The 18,791-nt window shown below is 70.4% G+C and carries 18 protein-coding genes and 1 tRNA gene; 8 read left to right on the top strand and 11 right to left on the bottom strand.

What is annotated here, in order from left to right; all coding sequences use genetic code 11:
- Nucleotides 1–66 precede the first annotated feature (66 nt).
- Nucleotides 67–1,257, bottom strand: a complete 1,191-nt coding sequence (locus ACWKZU_RS13555; RefSeq protein ID WP_449282859.1) for a PucR family transcriptional regulator — start codon at nt 1,255–1,257, stop codon at nt 67–69.
- A gap of 34 nt (nt 1,258–1,291) precedes the next feature.
- Nucleotides 1,292–4,018: a pyruvate dehydrogenase (acetyl-transferring), homodimeric type gene (gene aceE, locus ACWKZU_RS13550; RefSeq protein WP_449282858.1), complete on the bottom strand. Its 2,727-nt coding sequence runs from the start codon at nt 4,016–4,018 to the stop codon at nt 1,292–1,294.
- A 212-nt stretch (nt 4,019–4,230) separates the two neighbouring features.
- Here aceE and ACWKZU_RS13545 point away from each other — a divergent pair, with 212 nt between their 5' ends.
- Nucleotides 4,231–5,034, top strand: a complete 804-nt coding sequence (locus ACWKZU_RS13545) for an NYN domain-containing protein (protein WP_449282857.1) — start codon at nt 4,231–4,233, stop codon at nt 5,032–5,034.
- Nucleotides 5,035–5,058: 24 nt separating this feature from the next.
- On the opposite strand, the gene ACWKZU_RS13540 is transcribed toward ACWKZU_RS13545, so the two are convergent.
- A complete protein-coding gene (locus ACWKZU_RS13540; RefSeq protein ID WP_449282856.1) occupies nt 5,059–5,604 on the bottom strand; it encodes a TetR/AcrR family transcriptional regulator in 546 nt (181 codons plus the stop codon).
- 60 nt (nt 5,605–5,664) lie between these two features.
- Between ACWKZU_RS13540 and ACWKZU_RS13535 the strand changes: the two genes are divergently transcribed.
- Nucleotides 5,665–6,090 (top strand): hypothetical protein, encoded by a 426-nt coding sequence (locus tag ACWKZU_RS13535; RefSeq protein WP_449282855.1) that lies wholly within the window; start codon nt 5,665–5,667, stop codon nt 6,088–6,090.
- Between the two features lie 157 nt (nt 6,091–6,247).
- Nucleotides 6,248–7,108 (top strand): aldo/keto reductase, encoded by an 861-nt coding sequence (locus ACWKZU_RS13530; RefSeq protein WP_449282854.1) that lies wholly within the window; start codon nt 6,248–6,250, stop codon nt 7,106–7,108.
- A 33-nt stretch (nt 7,109–7,141) separates the two neighbouring features.
- On the opposite strand, the gene ACWKZU_RS13525 is transcribed toward ACWKZU_RS13530, so the two are convergent.
- From ACWKZU_RS13525 to ACWKZU_RS13515, 3 genes are all read right to left on the bottom strand, one after another.
- Nucleotides 7,142–7,214 (bottom strand) — tRNA-Val (locus ACWKZU_RS13525).
- A gap of 84 nt (nt 7,215–7,298) precedes the next feature.
- Complete coding sequence (locus ACWKZU_RS13520) at nt 7,299–7,757, bottom strand: peroxiredoxin (protein WP_449282853.1); 459 nt, start codon at nt 7,755–7,757, stop codon at nt 7,299–7,301.
- Between the two features lie 120 nt (nt 7,758–7,877).
- The gene (locus ACWKZU_RS13515; RefSeq protein WP_449282852.1) at nt 7,878–8,363 is read right to left on the bottom strand and encodes a glutathione peroxidase; all 486 of its coding nucleotides are present in this window, start codon (nt 8,361–8,363) and stop codon (nt 7,878–7,880) included.
- Between the two features lie 215 nt (nt 8,364–8,578).
- On the opposite strand from ACWKZU_RS13515, the gene ACWKZU_RS13510 reads away from it, so the two are divergent.
- The gene (locus tag ACWKZU_RS13510) at nt 8,579–9,148 is read left to right on the top strand and encodes a flavin reductase family protein (RefSeq protein WP_449282889.1); all 570 of its coding nucleotides are present in this window, start codon (nt 8,579–8,581) and stop codon (nt 9,146–9,148) included.
- A gap of 30 nt (nt 9,149–9,178) precedes the next feature.
- The gene (locus tag ACWKZU_RS13505) at nt 9,179–10,300 is read left to right on the top strand and encodes a glutathione S-transferase family protein (RefSeq protein WP_449282851.1); all 1,122 of its coding nucleotides are present in this window, start codon (nt 9,179–9,181) and stop codon (nt 10,298–10,300) included.
- A gap of 18 nt (nt 10,301–10,318) precedes the next feature.
- Here ACWKZU_RS13505 and ACWKZU_RS13500 read toward each other — a convergent pair whose 3' ends face one another.
- From ACWKZU_RS13500 to ACWKZU_RS13480, 5 genes are read right to left on the bottom strand one after another with little or no spacing between them, the layout of a single operon-like run.
- A complete protein-coding gene (locus ACWKZU_RS13500) occupies nt 10,319–11,554 on the bottom strand; it encodes an MFS transporter (RefSeq protein WP_449282850.1) in 1,236 nt (411 codons plus the stop codon).
- 10 nt (nt 11,555–11,564) lie between these two features.
- Nucleotides 11,565–12,212 (bottom strand): MBL fold metallo-hydrolase, encoded by a 648-nt coding sequence (locus tag ACWKZU_RS13495; protein ID WP_449282849.1) that lies wholly within the window; start codon nt 12,210–12,212, stop codon nt 11,565–11,567.
- A 29-nt stretch (nt 12,213–12,241) separates the two neighbouring features.
- Entirely contained in the window at nt 12,242–13,480 is a 1,239-nt protein-coding gene (locus tag ACWKZU_RS13490; protein WP_449282848.1) for a glycoside hydrolase family 3 N-terminal domain-containing protein, read from the bottom strand.
- Nucleotides 13,481–13,502: 22 nt separating this feature from the next.
- Entirely contained in the window at nt 13,503–14,342 is an 840-nt protein-coding gene (locus ACWKZU_RS13485; protein ID WP_449282847.1) for a universal stress protein, read from the bottom strand.
- A gap of 43 nt (nt 14,343–14,385) precedes the next feature.
- Complete coding sequence (locus ACWKZU_RS13480; protein ID WP_449282846.1) at nt 14,386–15,825, bottom strand: glyceraldehyde-3-phosphate dehydrogenase; 1,440 nt, start codon at nt 15,823–15,825, stop codon at nt 14,386–14,388.
- Nucleotides 15,826–16,032: 207 nt separating this feature from the next.
- On the opposite strand from ACWKZU_RS13480, the gene ACWKZU_RS13475 reads away from it, so the two are divergent.
- The 3 genes from ACWKZU_RS13475 to ACWKZU_RS13465 all read left to right on the top strand — a co-directional run bounded on the left by ACWKZU_RS13475 (nt 16,033) and on the right by ACWKZU_RS13465 (nt 18,771).
- Nucleotides 16,033–16,923: a MetQ/NlpA family ABC transporter substrate-binding protein gene (locus ACWKZU_RS13475; protein WP_449282845.1), complete on the top strand. Its 891-nt coding sequence runs from the start codon at nt 16,033–16,035 to the stop codon at nt 16,921–16,923.
- 160 nt (nt 16,924–17,083) lie between these two features.
- Nucleotides 17,084–18,115 (top strand): methionine ABC transporter ATP-binding protein, encoded by a 1,032-nt coding sequence (locus ACWKZU_RS13470; protein ID WP_449282844.1) that lies wholly within the window; start codon nt 17,084–17,086, stop codon nt 18,113–18,115.
- On the top strand, nt 18,112–18,771 hold the full coding sequence (locus ACWKZU_RS13465) for a methionine ABC transporter permease (protein WP_449282843.1): 660 nt from the start codon (nt 18,112–18,114) through the stop codon (nt 18,769–18,771). The genes ACWKZU_RS13470 and ACWKZU_RS13465 overlap by 4 nt, the downstream gene beginning before the upstream one ends.
- The last annotated feature ends 20 nt before the right edge of the window (nt 18,772–18,791 follow it).

The raw sequence follows: 18,791 nt of genomic DNA, 5'->3' as shown, positions 1-18,791 counted from the left end.
ACCGCAGGGGAGTCGTCGGGAAGCTCAGGGAGTATCGCCGGGATCCTCATCGCCGGACGGTGGGGTTCAGCGCTGTCTGCCGCGGCGGCCCTGGTGCTGGGCGATCGAGCCCGCGATGAGCGCGGACTGGAGGATCAGCGCCTCGCGTGCGCCGGTCGCGTTCCAGCCGATCACCTCGGAGACCTTCTTCAACCGATAGCGCACGGTGTTGGGGTGCACGAACAGCTCGCGCGCGGTCGCCTCGAGCGACCGGCCGTTGTCGAGGTAGCACCACAGCGTCTCGAGCAGCTCGCCCGAGTGCGCCGCGAGGGGCTCGTAGATCTGCTCGATGAGCGTGCGCCGCGCGAGGCCGTCGCCCGCGAGCGCGCGCTCGGGCAGCAGGTCGTCGGCGAGCACGGGCCGCGGCGCATGCCGCCACGACCGGGCCACCGCGACCCCCGCGAGCGCCGCACGCGCGCTGCGCGAGGCGTCGACGAGGTTCTCCACGGCCGGGCCGAGGACCAGCGGCCCGTCGGAGAAGCCGTCTGCGAGCCGCTGCGCGATCTCGAGGAAGCCGAGCGGCTCGGGCGCGGTCGACGGATCCTTCGGCGGCGCCTCGACCCGGCCGAGCACCAGCACGAGCCGGGTGCCCTGCAGGCCGATCAGCACGTCCGCGCCCGCGTGCCTGGCGGTGCGGCGCAGCTGGTCCACGTCGACGGACCGCTCCGCGGTGCCCACGAGCACCGCGGCCTCGCCCTCGCCGTGCCAGCCGAGGGCCGCGATCCGGCTCGGCAGCTCGTCGTCGCTCTCGCCGGTGAGGATCGAGTCGACCACGAGCGCCTCGAGGCGCGCGTCCCACAGCCCGCGCGCCTCGGCGGCGCGGGCGTACACGTCGGCCGCGGCGAAGGCCACGTCGCGCGAGTAGTGCAGCACGGCCTCCCGCAGTGCTTCGCTGCGGGGCGCCGCGCGCTCCTCGACTACCGAGACCACCACGCGGATCAGCTGCAGGGTCTCCTGCAGGCTGATCGAGCGCAGCAGCTCGCGCGGCGCCGCGCTGAACACGTCCGACGCGATCCAGGGCGTGGAGGAGGGATCCTCGTACCACTGGATGAACGACGCGATCCCGGTCTGCGCGACGAGGCCGACCGCCGACCTGCGGCTCGGCGGCATGTTGCCGTACCAGGGCAGGGTGTCGTCGAGCCGTGTGATGATGCGGGTGGAGAGCTCGCCGGTGATGGTCTTCAGCCAGGCGAGCTCCTGCTCTTTCGTGCGATCCATGTGAATCGGTCCGCCTACGCTTCCGCCTCCGCCATCAGGACTCCCCGCCCGCGCCGCCGGTGGTGCCGGCGTTCACGTCGTTCAGGCGGTACTGCTCGGCCGCCCTGAGGGGCACCTCGGCGTCGATCGCGCCCTGCGCGGCGAGGCGCTGCAGCACTCGCACCACCACCGACTCGCGGTCGATGCCGAAGTAGCGGCGCGCGGCGGCGCGGGTGTCGGAGAAGCCGAAGCCGTCGGCCCCGAGCACCGAGTAGTCGCCCGGCACGTAGGCGCGGATCTGATCCGGCACCATCGTCGCCCAGTCGCTCACCGCGACGAACGGACCCTCCGCGTCCTGCAGCTTCTGGGTGAGGTAGGGCACCCGCGGCTCCTGATCCGCGTGGCGGAAGTTGTGCTGATCCGCGGCGATGCCGTCGCGCTGCAGCTCGTTCCAGCTCGTGACGCTCCACACGTCGGCGGCGACGTCCCAGTCGCGCGCCAGCAGCTGCTGAGCCTCGATCGCCCACGGCACCGCGACGCCCGAGGCGAGGATCTGGGCGCGGTGGGCGCCCTCGCCGGCCTCGCTCACGCGGTGGATGCCGCGCACGATGCCCTCGACGTCCGTGTTCTCCGGCTCGGCCGGGTGCACGATCGGCTCGTTGTACACGGTGAGGTAGTACATGACGTTGGGATCGGGGTGCTCGCCGCCGTACATGCGCTCGATGCCGGCGCGCACGATGTGGCCGATCTCGTAGCCGTACGCGGGATCGTAGGAGATCACGGCGGGGTTCGTCGAGGCGAGCGCGAGCGAGTGGCCGTCGGCGTGCTGCAGGCCCTCGCCCGTGAGCGTGGTGCGTCCTGCGGTGGCGCCGATGATGAAGCCCCGGGCCATCTGGTCACCCGCCGCCCAGAAGGCGTCGCCGGTGCGCTGGAAGCCGAACATCGAGTAGAAGATGTAGATCGGGATCAGCGGCTCGCCCTGGGTGGCGTACGAGGTGCCCACAGCGGTGAACGCGGCGGCCGCGCCGGCCTCGTTGATGCCGACGTGCAGCAGCACGCCCTGCGGGCTCTCCTTGTAGGCGAGCAGCAGCTCGCGGTCGACCGAGACGTAGTTCTGGCCGTACGGGTTGTAGATCTTCGAGGTGGGGAAGTAGGAGTCCATGCCGAAGGTGCGCGCCTCATCGGGGATGATCGGCACGAAGCGCGAGCCGAAGCCCTTGTCGCGCATGAGGTCCTTGAGCATGCGCACGAACACCATCGTCGTCGCGGCCTCCTGCGTACCGCTGCCCTTCGCCGCGATCGCGTAGCTCTTCGGCTCGGGGAGGGCGACCTCCGTGTGCCGGGAGCGGCGCTCGGGCAGGTACCCGCCGAGCTCGCGACGGCGCTCGTGCATGTACTGGATCGTGGTGTCGTTCTCGCCCGGGTGGTAGTAGGGCGGGCGGTAGGGATCCGCTTCGAGCTGCGCGTCCGAGATGGGGATGTGCATGGTGTCGCGGAAGAGCTTGAGATCCTCCAGCGTCATCTTCTTCATCTGGTGGGTCGCGTTGCGGCCCTCGAAGTGGGGGCCGAGGCCGTAGCCCTTGACGGTCTTCGCGAGGATCACCGTGGGGCGGCCCTTGTGCGCGAGCGCGGCGGCGTAGGCGGCGTACACCTTGCGGTAGTCGTGGCCGCCGCGGCGGAGCTGCCAGATCTGGTCGTCGGTGTAGTCCTCGACGAGGCGCAGCGCGCGCTCGTCCTTGCCGAAGAAGTGGTTGCGGATGAAGGCGCCGTTCTCGGCCTTGTAGGTCTGGTAGTCGCCGTCGGGGGTCGTGTTCATCACGTTGAGCAGCGCGCCCTCGGTGTCCCGGTTCAGCAGCTCGTCCCACTCGCGCCCCCAGATGACCTTGATCACGTTCCAGCCGGCGCCGCGGAAGAAGCTCTCGAGCTCCTGGATGATCTTGCCGTTGCCGCGCACGGGCCCGTCGAGGCGCTGCAGGTTGCAGTTGATCACGAAGGTGAGGTTGTCGAGGCCCTCGTTCGCGGCGACCTGCAGCTGGCCGCGGCTCTCGACCTCGTCCATCTCGCCGTCGCCGAGGAAGGCCCACACGTGCTGGTCGGAGGCGTCCTTGATACCGCGATTGGTGAGGTACTTGTTGAACTGCGCCTGGTAGATGGCGTTGATGGGGCCGATGCCCATCGACACGGTCGGGAACTGCCAGAAGTCGGGCAGCAGGCGCGGGTGCGGGTAGCTCGGCAGGCCGTTGGGCGCGTGCGACTTCTCCTGGCGGAAGCCGTCGAGCTGGTCCTCGGTGAGGCGGCCCTCGAGGAAGGCGCGCGCGTAGACGCCGGGGGAGGCGTGGCCCTGCACGAAGATCTGGTCGCCGCCGCCCGGGTGGTCCTGGCCGCGGAAGAAGTGGTTGAAGCCGACCTCGTAGAGCGAGGCCGCCGAGCCGTAGGTGGAGATGTGGCCGCCGACGCCGATGCCCGGGCGCTGGGCGCGGTGCACGGTCATGGCCGCGTTCCAGCGGATCCAGGACCGGTACTGGCGCTCGATGTCGTGGTCGCCGGGGAAGTCGGGCTCGTCGCTCGAGGCGATCGTGTTGACGTAGTCGGTCGTCGGCACCTGCGGCACGTTGAGGTGGAGCTGGCGGGATCGATCGAGCAGGCTCGTCATGATCTCGCGGCCGCGGCCGGCGCCGCGCTCTTCGACCACGGCGTCGAGCGAATCGCGCCACTCCGAGGTCTCCTGCGGATCCACGTCATCGCTGTCCGGTGCGTACGGATCCTGCGTGTTCACAGCCAAGATTGTGCTCCATTCACCATGAGGTTGTGCGGCCGCGGAGCGGGTTCCTGCGTCCGGGCACGGCACGAGAGACTCCCGCGATGATTCGCGGGCGTAGGTCCAGACTAGCGAATGTCCACCATGAAACCCGCACATTCCTTGTGGGAGGTGTGATGTTCGCACAAGCCTGCGGGCGGGAGAGGCGGGCAGGGGGGATGTGCCAGGATGCTCCTATGGCAGAGAGCTCTTCCCGCATCGCCGTTCTGATCGACTCCGACAACGTGAGCGCGGATCACATCGCGAACGTCCTTGCAGAACTGGCGAGATACGGCACGACCTCGGTGCGCCGGATGTACGGCGACTGGACGACGGACCGTCTGCGCGGCTGGAAGTCCGCCGCCAACGAGTATTCGATCCAGCCGATCCAGCAGTTCTCCTACACGACCGGCAAGAACGCGACCGACAGTGCGCTCATCATCGACGCCATGGACCTGCTGCATCAGAACAGGCTCGACGGGTTCGCGCTCGTCTCCTCGGACAGCGACTTCACCCGGTTGGCGGCCCGTCTGCGCGAATCGGGGGCCCAAGTGTTCGGCTTCGGGGAGCGGAAGACCCCGACGCCGTTCGTGAACGCCTGCGATGTGTTCACCTATCTCGACGCGTTGCGGGTCGACGGGGTGGAGGCCGTTCCATCCGCGCGCGGATCGCGCGAGCCGGATGATGCCAGGATCGAGGCCGGCGCACCGGGACCGGACAAGACCGCGCCCCACGCGCTCCGCGGCGACACGCGCTTGATGAATCTGCTGCGCTCCGGCATCGCGGGGGGTGCCGACGAGGACGGGTGGGCCAACCTCTCGAACGTCGGTTCGACCATTCGGAAGCAGTCCCCCGATTTCGATTCGCGCAACTGGGGGTACGCGAAACTCGGAGATCTGATCGAGGCGATCGGGCTGTTCGAGCTCGAGCGGATCCCGATCCCGAACGGCGGTTCCAAGCTGCAGGTGCGGCTCGCCGCCAAGAAGGGGCAGGTCCGCTGAGCGAGGCCGAGCGCCTCCGCTCGGTCAGCCGATCAGCGCCCCGCGCACGGCGGCGGTGATGACCGGACGGGGGTCGAGGTCGGCGCGACGCCCGAGCGCGTGCAGGAAGAGCCCCTCGAAGCAGCTCGCCACGAGATGCACGGCGAGGTCGGGATCGGGGGCTCCGAGCGCGGCGAAGGCGGAGCGGAGCGGTTCGACGACCACCGATCGGCCGCGGCCGAGAGCCGCGCGGATCGCGTCGTCGTGCCCGGCCTCGACGAACAGCGCGAGGCGGGCGGCGGTCTGCGTGCGCAGCGGCCCGACCTGCTGCGCGAACAATTCGTGCAGCGCGTCCGCGAGCTCCTCCGGCGACCCGGCCGCGAGGGACTCGGAGACCGCGGGGAGCTCGGCGCCGGCCATGCGCTCGGTGATGCCGAGCAGCAGCGCCTCGCGCGTCCGGAAGGCGTTCGAGGCCGATCCCTGGGGGAGTCCCGCCCGCTCGTCGACGCGCCGGTGGGTGAGCGCGCGGACGCCCTCGTCGGCGAGGATCTCGATCGCGGCGGTCAGCGCCCGATCCCGATTGGAGGTCATGCCACCAGCATAACTACATCCGTAGTTCCCTGGCTACTACATCCGTAGTAATCTAGTCTCATGCCCATCGTCGTCTGGGCGATCGCCGATCTCGCCCTCCTGCTGATCACCGCCGGCCTCGGCCTGGCGGCGCTCCTCGTCTGGTCGCGCCACCGCGCGGCCGGCTTCCCGGCCGGGAGGATCACCGCTCACGTCGTGCTCCAGATCCTGAGCATCGGGATCTGGACGGCGTTCGCGATCACGGGCGCGGTGCCGCTCGGGTGGATCGCCTTCGCCGTGATCACGGCGGGGCAGGTGCTCGGCGACCTGCTGATGTTCGCCTCCCATCGAGCCCGGCATCCGGGCGCGGCCGAGGCCGGGTATCGCGCCGTGAGCGGCGACGTGCTGAGCTTCCGGCGCCCCGTCCCCGCGCTCCACGCGCTGGTCGGAGCGCTCGCCTGGTTCGGCATGCTCGCGATCTGCGTCGTCGCGACCGTCGCGGGCTAGTCGCGCGACTCGAGGAACGCGGTGGTCGTCGCATCGAGGCCCGCTCGTCAGAACCGCGACTATCGCAGATCCGCGTCTTGCGCTCCAATGGATGCACGGGAACGCCGCTGCTTCCGACCCGGCCCGGGTCGAGCGGCCTCCCGGGAGGAGCCGCATCATGCAGACCGTGACCTTGAACAACGGCGTCGTCATGCCCGTCCTCGGATACGGGGTCTACCAGATCCCCGTCCCCGAGACCGAACGGGCCGTGTCGGCCGCGCTCGAAGCCGGGTACCGGCTCCTCGACACCGCCGCCGGCTACGGGAACGAGGAGGCGGTCGGCCGCGCGATCGCCGCGAGCGGGATCCCGCGCGACGAGCTGTTCGTCACCACCAAGCTCTGGGTGCAGGACAGCGGGCCCGGCGGCGCCGGCGAGGAGCGCGCCGTCCGCGCCTTCGAATCGTCGTTGTCGAAGCTCGGGCTCGATCATCTCGACCTGTATCTGATCCACCAGCCCTATGGCGACTACTACTCGGAGTGGCGGGCCATGGAGGGCCTCTACGGGGACGGCCGAACCCGGGCCATCGGGGTGTCGAACTTCCACTCCGACCGGCTCCTCGACCTGATCCTCAACAACGCGATCGTTCCGGCGGTCAATCAGATCGAGACCCACCCGTTCCATCAGCGTGCGGAGGACCATGCGCTCATGGTGGAGCACGGGGTGCAGCACGAGTCGTGGGGGCCGTTCGCCGAGGGCCGCAACGGCATCTTCACGCACGCCGTGCTCGCGCCGATCGCCGAGGCCCACCGCAAGTCCATCGCGCAGGTGGTGCTGCGGTGGCTCATCCAGTCGGATGTCGTCGCGATCCCCAAATCGGTCACTCCGGAGCGCATCCGGCAGAACCTCGATGTGTTCGACTTCGAACTCGCCCCCGGCGAGATGGAGACCATCGCCGGTCTCGACCAGGGCGGTTCGCTGTTCTTCGACCACCGAGACCCCGCCATGGTCTCCCGCCTGGGCACCAGCCGAGTGGACTGAGGCCGGACGCGGGGACGGGGATTGAGGGAGAGGTGGGCCCGGCCGGGATCGAACCGACGACATCCACGGTGTAAACGTGGCGCTCTACCAGCTGAGCTACAGGCCCCCGTCCGCGCCCGCGGGACGAACCCGGGGAACGGACCTGCACAAGCCTAGCGGGTGTTCGCCCGCCGCTCGTGCGCGTCGACGCTCAGAGCGCCGCGAGCGCTTCGCGGTACGCCGAGAAATCGCGGGGCTGACCCGGTGCCGTCTCGAAGGAGGCGAGCACACGCCGATCCTCGCCGATCACGAGCGTCGCGCGCGTCGCGATGCCGGCCTCCTCGACGAACACGCCGTACTGCTGCGCCACCGCGCCGTGCGGCCAGAAGTCGGAGAGGATCGAGAACTCGTAGCCCTCCTGCTCGGCCCACGCCTTCAGCGCGTACACGGAGTCGACCGAGACGCCCACCAGCCGCACCTTGCTGTCGGAGAACACCGACAGATTGTCGCGCAGCTCGCACAGCTCACCGGTGCAGATGCCCGAGAACGCGAGCGGGAAGAAGACCAGCGCGACCGGCCCCTCCGCGACGAGCTCCGACAGCGTCAGCTCCTCGCCGTGCTGATCCGACAGCGTGAAATCCGGCGCCTGCGCGCCGACCTCGAGCACCATGGTGCCCCCTTCCCGGCGCGATGCGCCCCTCGTGATGATGAGTCAGCGTCCACCCTATCGCCGCCCGCGTCGCCGAGCCCGGGAACCCGCCCGCTCGACGCGACTCGTGCCCGGCCGGGCTCAGCGCGGCAGGGCGGCCTCGATCGCGTCGATCACGGCCGGATCGTCGGGCTCCACCGTCGGCCGGAAGCGGGCGATCGAATCGTCTGGCGCCACCACGAACTTCTCGAAGTTCCACTTGACCCGGCCGGTCCTGCCCGCGGCATCGGGCACCTCGTGCAGCAGCTCGTAGAGCGGGTGCTTGCGGCGCCCGTTGACGCGCACCTTCGCCATGAGCGGGAACGTGACCCCGTAGCTCGTCGAGCAGAAGGTCTTGATCTCCTCGGCGTCGCCCGGCTCCTGGTTCATGAACTGGTTGCACGGGAAGCCGAGCACCGTGAGGCCCCGATCCCCGTACCGCCGCTGCAGCTCCTCGAGCTTCGTGTACTGCGGGGTCAGCCCGCAGCGCGATGCCACGTTGACGACGAGCACCGCGCGGTCGGCGTACTCCGCGAGCGTCGTCGTGTCGCCGTCGATGGTGGTCAGGGGGATCTCGCGCAGCTTCATGACACCAGAGTACGCTCGCGGAGGCCGGGAGGGCAGGGGAGCGGTGGAGGGAGCGCCCGCGAGGCCGCGGCGGTGGCCAGCGGCCGCTTCGGAATGTTCACGGGAGCCGCTATGTTGAGGATGCCGTGGACCGCGCCCGGATCGAACGGGAGCGCGGCGGGAAGGGAGACATCGGAATGGGGTCGGACGTGAGCGGATCGGAACGCGCCATCGATATGGAGACCGGGGCCGAGGCGCTTAAACGGGCGTTCAGGGAGCACCCGACGGGTGTCGCGCTGATCACCGCGCAGACCGACGAGGGGCCGGTGGGACTCACCGCGTCGAGTGTCGCCTCCGTCGGCATCGATCCGCCCGCGATCTCCTTCTCGGTGACGCGCGCGACCGGCAGCGCCGGCGGGATCCTGGGCGCCGACAGCTACCTCGTGCACCTGCTCGACGCGCGGCACGCCGACGTCGCGCGCTCGTTCGCGATCTCGGGGGCGGAGCGCTTCACCCCCGAGCAGGGGTGGACCGAGCTGCCCACGGGCGAACCCTACCTGCCCGAGTCTCGGGTCGCGCTGCGCTGCCGCACGCTGCACTCGCTGGGCGTGGGCGCGTCCGTGATCGTCGTCGCCGAGGTGCTCGACGCCCGCTTCGGCGACGCGCACGAGCCCATGGTGTACCACGATCGGGAGTTCCGCACCCTCGCCGACGATCCCCGGGCCGCGGGATCCGGAGCCCCGGCCGGAGGAGCCTCAGCCGCAGGAGCCCGAACCGAAGGAACGCGGGACGGCGGGACGATCTAGGCTGGCAGCATCGAGCGGGAGGACGGGATCATGTCGGAGGAGCAGACCATGGGCGGCTACGTGGCGAGCGGAGAGCCGTTCGAGCGCGACACCCAGTACATCGAGGATCGCATCGTGGCGGATCCGGCGGCCGTGCGCGCGCTGCCCGCTCCGCCGACCTCGAAGATCGGCTCCGTCGGATACGGCCTCGCCCCGGATGCGGAGGCCTGGCCGGTGGAGCCGGGCCGCTACCGGCTCGTGGCGGCCGCCGCCTGCCCCTGGGCCAATCGCACCGTGATCGTGCGACGGCTGCTCGGGCTCGAGGACGTGATCTCGCTCGGGCGCCCGGGCCCCGTGCACGACGCGCGCTCGTGGACCTTCGACCTCGAGGGATCCCCCGAGAACATCGGCGGTGTCGATCCCGTGCTCGGCACCGAGCGCCTGCAGCAGAACTACTTCGCGCGTTTCCCCGACTATCCGCGCGGCATCACGGTACCCGCGATCGTCGACGTGCCCAGCGGGGCGGTGGTCACCAACGACTATCCGCAGATCACACTCGACTTCTCGACGCAGTGGCGGCAGTTCCACCGCGAGGGCGCGCCCGATCTGCTGCCCGCGGATCGGCTCCCGGAGATGTGGCCGGTGATCGAGCGCGTGTTCACCGAGATCAACAACGGGGTGTACCGGTGCGGCTTCGCGGGGAGCCAGGACGCCTACGATGCGGCCTACGCCCGACTGTGGGAGGCGATGGACTGGCTCGAGGACCGGCTGGCCGGCAGCCGGTACCTCGTCGGCGACACGATCACCGAGGCCGATGTGCGCCTCTTCACGACACTCGTGCGATTCGACGCGGTGTATCACGGGCACTTCAAGACCAACCGCAACAAGCTGGCCGAGATGGATCGGCTCTGGGCCTACGCGCGCGACCTGTTCCAGACCCCGGGCTTCGGCGACACCGTGGATTTCGTGCAGATCAAGCGCCACTACCACGCCACGCACACCGACATCAATCCGACCCGCATCGTGCCGGCCGGGCCGGACCTGGCGAACTGGCTCGAGCCGCACGGGCGGGAGCGCCTCGGCGGCTCCCCGTTCGGCGAGGGCAGCGCTCCGGGTCCGGTCCCGGAGCGGGAGCGGATCCTCGCGGGCCACAACCCGCTGTACCCCGCGTAGCGTCGGCGCCCGCTCCCGTCAGGCGTCCCGGATCGGGATCCCCACGGTGTTCAGGTCCCGGGCCTTGTCGCGGCGCTCGACCGCGAGGCTGAGCAGGGCGAGCGCGAAGCCGAGCGCCCCGAGCGCGGCTCCGACCCAGCCGGGCGCGAGGTACCCGAGCCCGCCCGCGATCACGACGCCGCCGAGCCAGGCGCCGAGGCTGTTGCCGATGTTGAAGGCCGCGTGATTCACCGCGGCACCGAGGAGGGCCGCCTCATCGGAGATGCGGATCAGGCGCATCTGGATCGAGGGGATCAGCATGGAAGACGTGAGGCCGAGGAGGAAGACGCAGACGAAGAGCCCCACCGGGAACCGCGCCAGCTGGGTGTAGATCGCGAGCACCGCGATGAACGACACGAAGCCCCAGGTGATGGTGCGCCGCAGATCGCGGTCGCTCGCCCACCCGCCGATCAGGTTGCCGAGGGTCATCCCGACACCGAGGCAGGCCAGCACCCAGGGGACGGCGCCCGGATCGAGGCCGGTCTCGCGGGTCGTGACCTCCGCGATGTAGGAGTAGACCGCGAAGAAGCCGCCGAAGCCGACCGAGCCGACCGCGATCATGATCCAGGTGCGCGGGTTGCGCAGGGCGGAGAGCTCCTTGAGCGGGCTGCGATCCGGGTTGCCCGGGAAGCGGGGGAGGAAGGCGAGGCCCAGCAGCAGCGCGGCCGCGAAGATCAGTGCGACGAAGACGAGGGCGATGCGCCATCCGAACGCCTGGCCCAGCCAGGTGGCGATGGGCACACCGAACACGTTCGCTATGGTGAGCCCGGACATCGCGAGCGCCACGCCGCGCCCCTGGCTGCCGGGGCCCATGATGCGGGCGGCGAGCAGCGAGGCCACGCCGAAGTACGCGCCGTGGGGCAGCGCCGCAACGAAGCGGAAGAGCGCGAGCGTGCCGAAGGTGGGCATGAACGCCGAGGCGACCGTGCCGACGATGAACAGCCCGAGCAGCCAGAACGCCAGGCGGCTCTGCGACATGCGCGCCGCGAGCACGGCGAAGGTGGGGGCTCCGACGACGACGCCGAGGGCGTAGGCGGAGATGAGCGCGCCGGCCTGCGCGATGGCGGTATCGGGGGACTGCTCGAACCCGGGGATCAGCTCGCGTGCGATGTCCGGCAGCAGGCCCATGGCGGCGAACTCGGTGACGCCGATGCCGAAGCCGCCGAGCGCGAGCGCGAAGAGCGCGAGGTTGCGGCGCAGGAGTGCGGTCTGCAACGACTCCCGCCTACCAGCCGCGGGCGAGCCACGCCTCGAGATCGGGCTGCTCCTGCCCGATCGTCGTGCTGTCGCCGTGGCCGGGCCGCGCGCTCGTCTCGGCCGGCAGGGCGAACAGTCGGCCCCGGATCGAGGCGACGATCTGCTCGAAGCTGGAGTAGTCCCACCGGGTGGCGCCCGGCCCGCCTCGGAAGAGCGTGTCACCGGAGAACACGGTGCCGAGGGCCGGGACGGCGAAGCAGACGGATCCCGGCGTGTGCCCGGGCGTGTGCAGCGTCACGATCTCCGCGCCGGCCACCGCGAAGACCGCGCCGTCGGCGAGTTCGAAGTCCGGAGTCTCTGCGCCGTGGGTCTGCTCCCAGAGGAACAGGTCGGCCGGATGCAGATAGAGGTGGGTGTCGAGCAGCGCCGCGGTCGCGAGCGCGGCGTTCACGTGGTCCTCGTGCCCGTGCGTGAGCAGGATCCCGAGCGCCTGGCGCTCCCCGACGGCCCGCGCGATCGCCTCGGCGTCGTGGGCGGCGTCGATCACGATGGCCGTGTCGTCGTCGCCGATCACCCACACGTTGTTCTCGAGTTCGACGCCCTCGGGCGGGAAGCCGGGCCTGCCCGCCCCGATGTGCCCGCTCGTGACCACCCGATCGATCCGCACCTCTGACATGCCGTTCCGCCCTTCCTCGTCCATCCACCCTAGCGGTCGGCGATCGCCCGTCCGGTCGGCGGTCGCGCGCTCGCGCGCTCGCCGGCCTCGAGACGCAGCTCGGCGACCCGCACCGCGGCCTCCTCGAGGCGCTGCCGGGGGATCCGCCCCTCGTCGACCTCGGCGGTCAGCCCGTCGATCGTCGCGCGCAGCGTCGCCTCGTCGGAGCCCGCGACGAGCACGAGCAGGTCGTTTCCTGCTGCGAGGGCCGCCGCGGCGTTCCGCACCGGATCCCGGTACTCGTCGATTCCGGAGGAGAGCAGCATGCCCAGGTCGTCGGAGACGGCGACGCCCGCGAACCCGAGCTCCTCCCGGGCGAGGCGATGCCACTCGGCCGAGAGGGAGGCCGGGGCCGGGTCGACGGCGGTGAAGGCGAGATGACCGAACATCAGGAGTTCCGCGCCGGCGTCGATGCCGGCGCGGAACGGCTGCGCGTCGCCGGTCCTCCACTCCTCGAGCGTCACGCCGGATGCCGGGATCTGCGCGTGCGAGTCTCCCGGCGCCGCGCCGTGGCCGGGGAAGTGCTTGAGCGTGGAGAACACGACGCCGTGCTCCCCGCGCACGGCCGCGGCGACCCGCGCGGCGCTGTCGGCCGGTGTCGTGCCGAGCGCGCGGGGGTGGATGAAGCCGCCCGGGTCGGCGGCCACATCGGCGACGATCCCGAAGTTCACGTTGGCGCCCGCCTCGGCGAGCAGCGCGGCGCGGTCGGCGAAGGCGCGCTCGGCGGCCGCGGGCTCCTCGTGCTTGAGGGTGTCGGCACCGGGGAGGTCGTCCCAGGGCAGGCGGGTCACCATCCCGCCCTCCTCGTCGATGGCGATGAGCGCGGGATAGACGCGGTCGGGGGAGAGCCTCGCAGTGATGACGGCGAGCTCCTCCGGCGAGCCCGGCACGTTGTCGCCCATCAGGATGAAGCCGCCGAGGCCGTGATCGTCCATGAACGCGCCCAGCGCGTCGGGATCGGCGCCGGGGGCGGTCGCCATCAGCACGCTCGCGACGTTCTCGCGGGTGGACGCGGCGGCGACCAGCTCAACCGCCCGTCGATGGCGCGCCTCAGCCGGGTTCGGCGCCTCCGGAGCCGGGGAGGGGGAGGCCGAGGCGTCCGTGGAGGGCGTCCGCGTCGTCGAGCCGCCAGTGCCCGATCCGCCGGAGGACGCCGGGGTGCAGGCGGTGGGCGCGAGCAGGAGCGCCGCGCCCACCGCGAGCAGGGCCAGGGATCGGGCGGTCCTCATCCGGGACCCCTCGGGTTCCGGCTCACGCCCGGGTGACCACCACCGGGCAGGGCAGGGCCTGCAGTACGCCGTGGCTCACGGAGCCGAGCAGCAGGCGCGAGATGCCGCCGCGGCCGCGGCTGCCGACGACGAGCAGCTCGGCGTGCTCCGCGGCCTGCACGAGGGCGGCCACGGGCGGCGACTGCACGATCTCGCGGCGCACCTCGAGGTCCGGGTAGCGCTCCGCGAGACCGGCGACGCCGATGGCGATCGCCTCCTCCGCGGCGGCGCGCTGGGACTCGACGAGCTCCTCGCTCCACAGGTACTCGAGGCCGGGGGTCAGGGGAGGCATCCAGGCGTACACCGCGATGAGCGGCGCGCCGCGCAGCGAGGCCTCCTCGGCCGCGAAGGCGATGGCGCGCTTGGAGGCGTCCGAACCGTCCACGCCGACGACCACGCCGGTGCCGGGCTCGTGCTTCGGGATCACCGCGACGGGGCAGTGCGCCGTCGCGGCGGCCTTCACCGCGCGGGTGCCGAAGAACGAACCGGCGAAGCGGCTGCCGCCGTGGGCCCCGAGCACCAGCAGGTCGGCGTGCCGGGAGGCCTCCTCGACCTCGGCGATGGGGTGGCCCACCACCGCGGTGCCCGAGATGTGGCCCTCGAAGCCGAGGCTGCGGGCGTACTCCGTCTCGCCCTGCAGCATCTGCTCGGAGGCCTCCTGCGCCTCCGAGAGGAACGCGACGCTCTCCGAGAGGAACGAGTCGTCGGCCACGTGCAGCAGCTCCACGGAGGCGCCGCGCTCGGTCGCCCGCGCGAGACCCCACGCGAGCGCCACCCGGCTCTGCTCAGATCCGTCTACTCCGATGAGGTACTTCTCCGACATCTCCGGTCCTTTCTCTCGGGTGTGCTGAGGCCGCGAGCGCGGCTCAGTCCTCGCGCGCCGGAAGGTGCGCTGGGTGATTTCCGGCGAGCTGCTCGATGATCCGCACCACCTGGCAGCTGTAGCCGTACTCGTTGTCGTACCAGACGTACAGCACCGCGCTGTCGCCGGTCACGATCGTGGCCAGCCCGTCGACGATGCCGGCGCGGTTCGAGCCGACGAAGTCGGTCGAGACGATCTCGGCGGACTCCACGTAGTCGATCTGGGTGCGCAGCGCGCCGGTGAGGGAGACCTGCTCCAGGAACTGGTTGATCTCGTCGCGCGTGGTCTCGCCCTCGAGCTGCAGGTTGAGCACCGCCATCGACACGTCGGGCGTGGGAACCCGGATCGCGTTGCCGGTCAGCTTGCCCTCGAACTCGGGGAGCGCCTTCGAGACGGCCTTCGCGGCGCCGGTCTCGGTCAGCACCATGTTGAGCGCCGCCGAGCGGCCGCGACGGTCGCCCTTGTGGAAGTTGTCGATGAGGTTCTGATCGTTCGTGTACGAGTGCACCGTCTCGACGTGGCCGCGCTTCACCCCGAAGCGGTCGTTGATGACCTTCAGCACCGGCGTGATCGCGTTGGTGGTGCAGGAGGCGGCGCTGAGGATCGTGTGCTCGGCGGTGATCCTGTCGCTGTTGACGCCGAAGACCACGTTGAGCATGTCGCCCTTGCCCGGAGCGGTGAGCAGCACGCGGGAGATGCCGCGGTTCTGCAGGTGCTGGCCGAGCCCGTCGGCGTCGCGCCACCGGCCGGTGTTGTCGACGAGGATCGCGTCCTCGATGCCGTACTGCGTGTAGTCGACGCTGGCCGGATCGTTCGAGTAGATCACCTGGATGCGCACGCCGTTCGCGAGGATCGCGTTCTCGTCCTCGAGTACCTTGATGGTGCCGTTGAACGGGCCGTGCACGGAATCGCGGCGCAGCAGGTTCGCGCGCTTCAGGAGGTCGTTCTCGGAGCCCTTGCGCACGACGATGGCGCGCAGGTTGAGCCCGCGGCCGCTGCCCGAGTGGTCGATGATGATGCGGGCGAGCAGGCGGCCGATGCGCCCGAAGCCGTAGAGCACGACGTCGGTGCCCCGGCCGGGCTGCGCGTCGATCGCCGGGGCGAGCTGCTCGCGCAGGTAGGCGTCGAGGTCTCCGCCGCCGCTCGTGCGGAAGCCGTTGGCGAGCAGCGCCAGGTCGATCGACACGGGGCCGGGCTGGATGCGGGCGAGCGCCTCGACGACGGCGGAGGTCTCGGCGAGCGGCAGCTCCACGTCGTCGATCTTCCGGGCGAAGCTGTGCGCGCGGATGATGTCGATGGGGGAGCGCCCCACGAGGCTCCGGCCGTGCACGGACATGACCACGTCGTGGTCCCGGTAGAGCTGCCCGATCAGCGGAATCATCCGCTCTGCGAGTTCCTGCTTCGCCTTCCACGCCTCGAGGTGAGCATCAGCACGCTGAATCATGTGAACGGAGGATTCCTTCCAGTGGTGTGAAGAGGGATCGGCCTGCCCGCCGGCGACGCGTTGACGTCAGCTCCAGTATCCCATGCGGATGACGCCGTGTGACACCGCGATTTCGGCTGCCAGGCGACATCCGTCACGCTGGAACGGTTCGCCGCCGCGTGCACCGCGGCGCGTTTCCGCACCGGAATTCGATTGCAGAGGATGATCATGACCTTCACGAAGCGCGGCGTGCTCGCCGCCTCCCTCGCGGCCTTCGCACTGCTGCTGACCAGTTGCTCGTCGGGCGCCGGCGGGGGCGAGGGCTCCACCGAGACCGTGCGCCTGGGCGTCGTCGGCGAGAGCAACCCGTACTGGGCGGACTTCGTGGAGGCGGCCGCCGAGGAGGGCATCGAGGTCGACCTCGTGGACTTCCAGGACTACAACCAGCCGAACCCGGCGCTGAGCAACGGCGACCTCGACCTGAACCAGTTCCAGCACGTCGTGTACCTCGCCGAGTACAACGTCGCGAACGACGACGACCTGGTGCCGATCGGCTCGACGGCCATCTACCCGCTCGCACTGTTCTCGGACAAGTACGAGTCGGTCGACGACATCCCCGAGGGCAGCGAGATCGCCATCCCGAACGACGTGGTGAACCGCGCCCGCGCGCTGCTCGTGCTGCAGTCGGCGGGCCTGCTGGAGCTCGAGGGGGGCGGCTCGATCTTCTCGACCCCCGACGAGATCGATCCCGACACCTCGAAGGTGAAGATCATCGAGGTGCAGGCCGACCTCGTGCCGAACTCCCTCGCGGACGTCGCGGGCGGCGTCGTGAACAACGAGTTCGCGACCAAGGCCGGCCTCGACTACGCCGACGCCATCGCGCAGGACGATCCGGAGGATCCGAACGCCCTGCCCTACGTCAACATCTTCGCCGCCCGGGCCGAGGACCAGGACAACGAGACCTACCGCAAGCTGGTCGAGATCTATCAGGGCACGCAGGCGGTGCAGGACGGCGTCGTCGAGGACTCCGGTGGGACCGCCGTCATGGCGAACGTGCCCGTCGCGGACCTGCTGCAGAGCCTCGAGCGCGTCCAGGAGGACATCCGGGCCAACAGCTGACCGCTGACCGAGCAGACGGATCCGAGTCGACGGGCGGCCGTGCTCCCCTCCGATGGGCGAGCGCGGCCGCCCGCGCCCGATCCGCCGCCGACGGGATCACCGCGGCGGATCCCGTGCGACAATTCCTGAGGTATCAGCTCCACGCAGCAGAAGGAGAACGATGACTCGCGTGCAAATGATCGGGGTGGGCAGACGCTACCCCGGGCGGGGGAGCGAGACGGCTCCGGTCGTCGCGGTCGACGACGTTTCGATCGATGTCGCCTCGGGCGAGATCCACGCGATCATCGGCTATTCCGGCGCCGGCAAGAGCACCCTGCTGAGGCTCGTCAACGGGCTCGAGCAGGCGACTTCGGGCCGCATCCTCGTCGGCGATCAGGACGTGACGGCGCTGCCCGAGTCGAAGCTCCGCGCGGTGCGCGGCAGCATCGGCATGATCTTCCAGCAGTTCAACCTGTTCCACTCGAAGAAGGTCGCGAAGAACGTCGAGTACCCGCTCGTCGTCGCGGGCGTGCCTGCGGGGGAGCGCAAGCGCCGCGTCGCCGAGCTGCTCGACTTCGTCGGCCTGGGCGACAAGGCGACCGCCTACACCGATCAGCTCTCGGGCGGGCAGAAGCAGCGCGTCGGCATCGCGCGCGCCCTCGCCACCAATCCGGGTGTGCTGCTCGCCGACGAGGCCACCAGCGCGCTCGACCCCGAGACCTCGCAGGAGGTCCTCGCGCTGCTGAAGCGGGTGAACGAGGAGTTCGGGATCACGATCATCCTCATCACCCACGAGATGGAGGTGGTCCGCTCCATCGCGAACCGCGTCACCGTGATGGAGCAGGGGCGCGCGGTCGAGCAGGGCGACGTGTTCGACGTGTTCTCCGACCCGCAGACGGCGACCACTCGGAAGTTCGTGTCGACGGCGCTGCCCACGCAGCCCGAGGCGGAGCACCTCGAGGAGTTGCACCGCCGGCACCGCGGCAGCCTCGTGACCCTCACGTTCCGCGACGGCGACGTCGACCAGCCCGTCGTCTTCCAGACGCTCGCCGATCGCGGCGTCGGCGTGAGCATCGTGCACGGCGGAGTCACCGACGTCGGCGGCCGCAGCTTCGGCAAGCTGACGCTCGAGCTCATCGGAGACGACCTGCAGGTCGAGCACGCGATCGCCGCGCTCGGCCAGCAGGCCGAGCTGGAGGTGCTGGCGCGATGAACGACCTGATCGATCTGCTCCCGAAGCTCCCGGAGGCGATTCTCCAGACGCTGCTCTACGTCACCGCCGCGATGACGATCGGCGGCGGAATGGGCCTCGTCCTCGGCGTCGTGCTGGTGGTCACCCGCCGCGGCGGCATCGCGCCGAACACGCCCGTGTTCTACACGCTGAACTTCCTCGTCAACTTCGTGAGGCCGATCCCGTTCCTGATCCTGGCCTTCACGCTGCAGCCCCTCGCGCGGCTCGTCACGGGCACGGGCATCGGCGATCCGGCGTTCATCTTCATGATCTGCTTCGCGTGCACCTTCGGCATCTCGCGGCTCGTCGAGCAGAACCTGCTCACGGTGCCGCCCGGCGTCATCGAGGCCGCCCGCGCGATGGGGGCGAGCCGCATCCGCATCATCCTCACCGTGCTGATCCCCGAGGGGCTCGGACCGCTGGTGCTGGGGTACACCTTCGCCTTCGTCGCCATCATGGACATGACGGCGCTCGCCGGCATCCTGGGTGCGGAGGGACTCGGCAACTTCGCGCTGCTCTACGGCTACCGTCAGTTCAACCCGTGGGTGACCTGGACCGCGATGCTCATCATGATCGCGATCGTGCAGCTCGTGCAGCTGCTCGGCAACGGCCTCGCGCGCAAGCTGCTGCGCCGGTAGCCGGTGGCGGGCAACCGGTA

The organism is Leucobacter sp. (assembly GCF_053528595.1).
Note: the sequence above shows the minus strand (reverse complement) of the source record. Positions and strands in the feature narration are given on the sequence as shown.

Coding starts and splice junctions, on each gene's coding strand:
- ACWKZU_RS13555 (WP_449282859.1), bottom strand. CDS start 1,257: ATGGATCGCACGAAAGAGCAGGAGCTCGCCTGGCTGAAGACCATCACC.
- ACWKZU_RS13545 (WP_449282857.1), top strand. CDS start 4,231: ATGGCAGAGAGCTCTTCCCGCATCGCCGTTCTGATCGACTCCGACAAC.
- ACWKZU_RS13540 (WP_449282856.1), bottom strand. CDS start 5,604: ATGACCTCCAATCGGGATCGGGCGCTGACCGCCGCGATCGAGATCCTC.
- ACWKZU_RS13535 (WP_449282855.1), top strand. CDS start 5,665: ATGCCCATCGTCGTCTGGGCGATCGCCGATCTCGCCCTCCTGCTGATC.
- ACWKZU_RS13530 (WP_449282854.1), top strand. CDS start 6,248: ATGCAGACCGTGACCTTGAACAACGGCGTCGTCATGCCCGTCCTCGGA.
- ACWKZU_RS13520 (WP_449282853.1), bottom strand. CDS start 7,757: ATGGTGCTCGAGGTCGGCGCGCAGGCGCCGGATTTCACGCTGTCGGAT.
- ACWKZU_RS13515 (WP_449282852.1), bottom strand. CDS start 8,363: ATGAAGCTGCGCGAGATCCCCCTGACCACCATCGACGGCGACACGACG.
- ACWKZU_RS13510 (WP_449282889.1), top strand. CDS start 8,579: ATGGAGACCGGGGCCGAGGCGCTTAAACGGGCGTTCAGGGAGCACCCG.
- ACWKZU_RS13505 (WP_449282851.1), top strand. CDS start 9,179: ATGTCGGAGGAGCAGACCATGGGCGGCTACGTGGCGAGCGGAGAGCCG.
- ACWKZU_RS13495 (WP_449282849.1), bottom strand. CDS start 12,212: ATGTCAGAGGTGCGGATCGATCGGGTGGTCACGAGCGGGCACATCGGG.
- ACWKZU_RS13490 (WP_449282848.1), bottom strand. CDS start 13,480: ATGAGGACCGCCCGATCCCTGGCCCTGCTCGCGGTGGGCGCGGCGCTC.
- ACWKZU_RS13485 (WP_449282847.1), bottom strand. CDS start 14,342: ATGTCGGAGAAGTACCTCATCGGAGTAGACGGATCTGAGCAGAGCCGG.
- ACWKZU_RS13480 (WP_449282846.1), bottom strand. CDS start 15,825: ATGATTCAGCGTGCTGATGCTCACCTCGAGGCGTGGAAGGCGAAGCAG.
- ACWKZU_RS13475 (WP_449282845.1), top strand. CDS start 16,033: ATGACCTTCACGAAGCGCGGCGTGCTCGCCGCCTCCCTCGCGGCCTTC.
- ACWKZU_RS13470 (WP_449282844.1), top strand. CDS start 17,084: ATGACTCGCGTGCAAATGATCGGGGTGGGCAGACGCTACCCCGGGCGG.
- ACWKZU_RS13465 (WP_449282843.1), top strand. CDS start 18,112: ATGAACGACCTGATCGATCTGCTCCCGAAGCTCCCGGAGGCGATTCTC.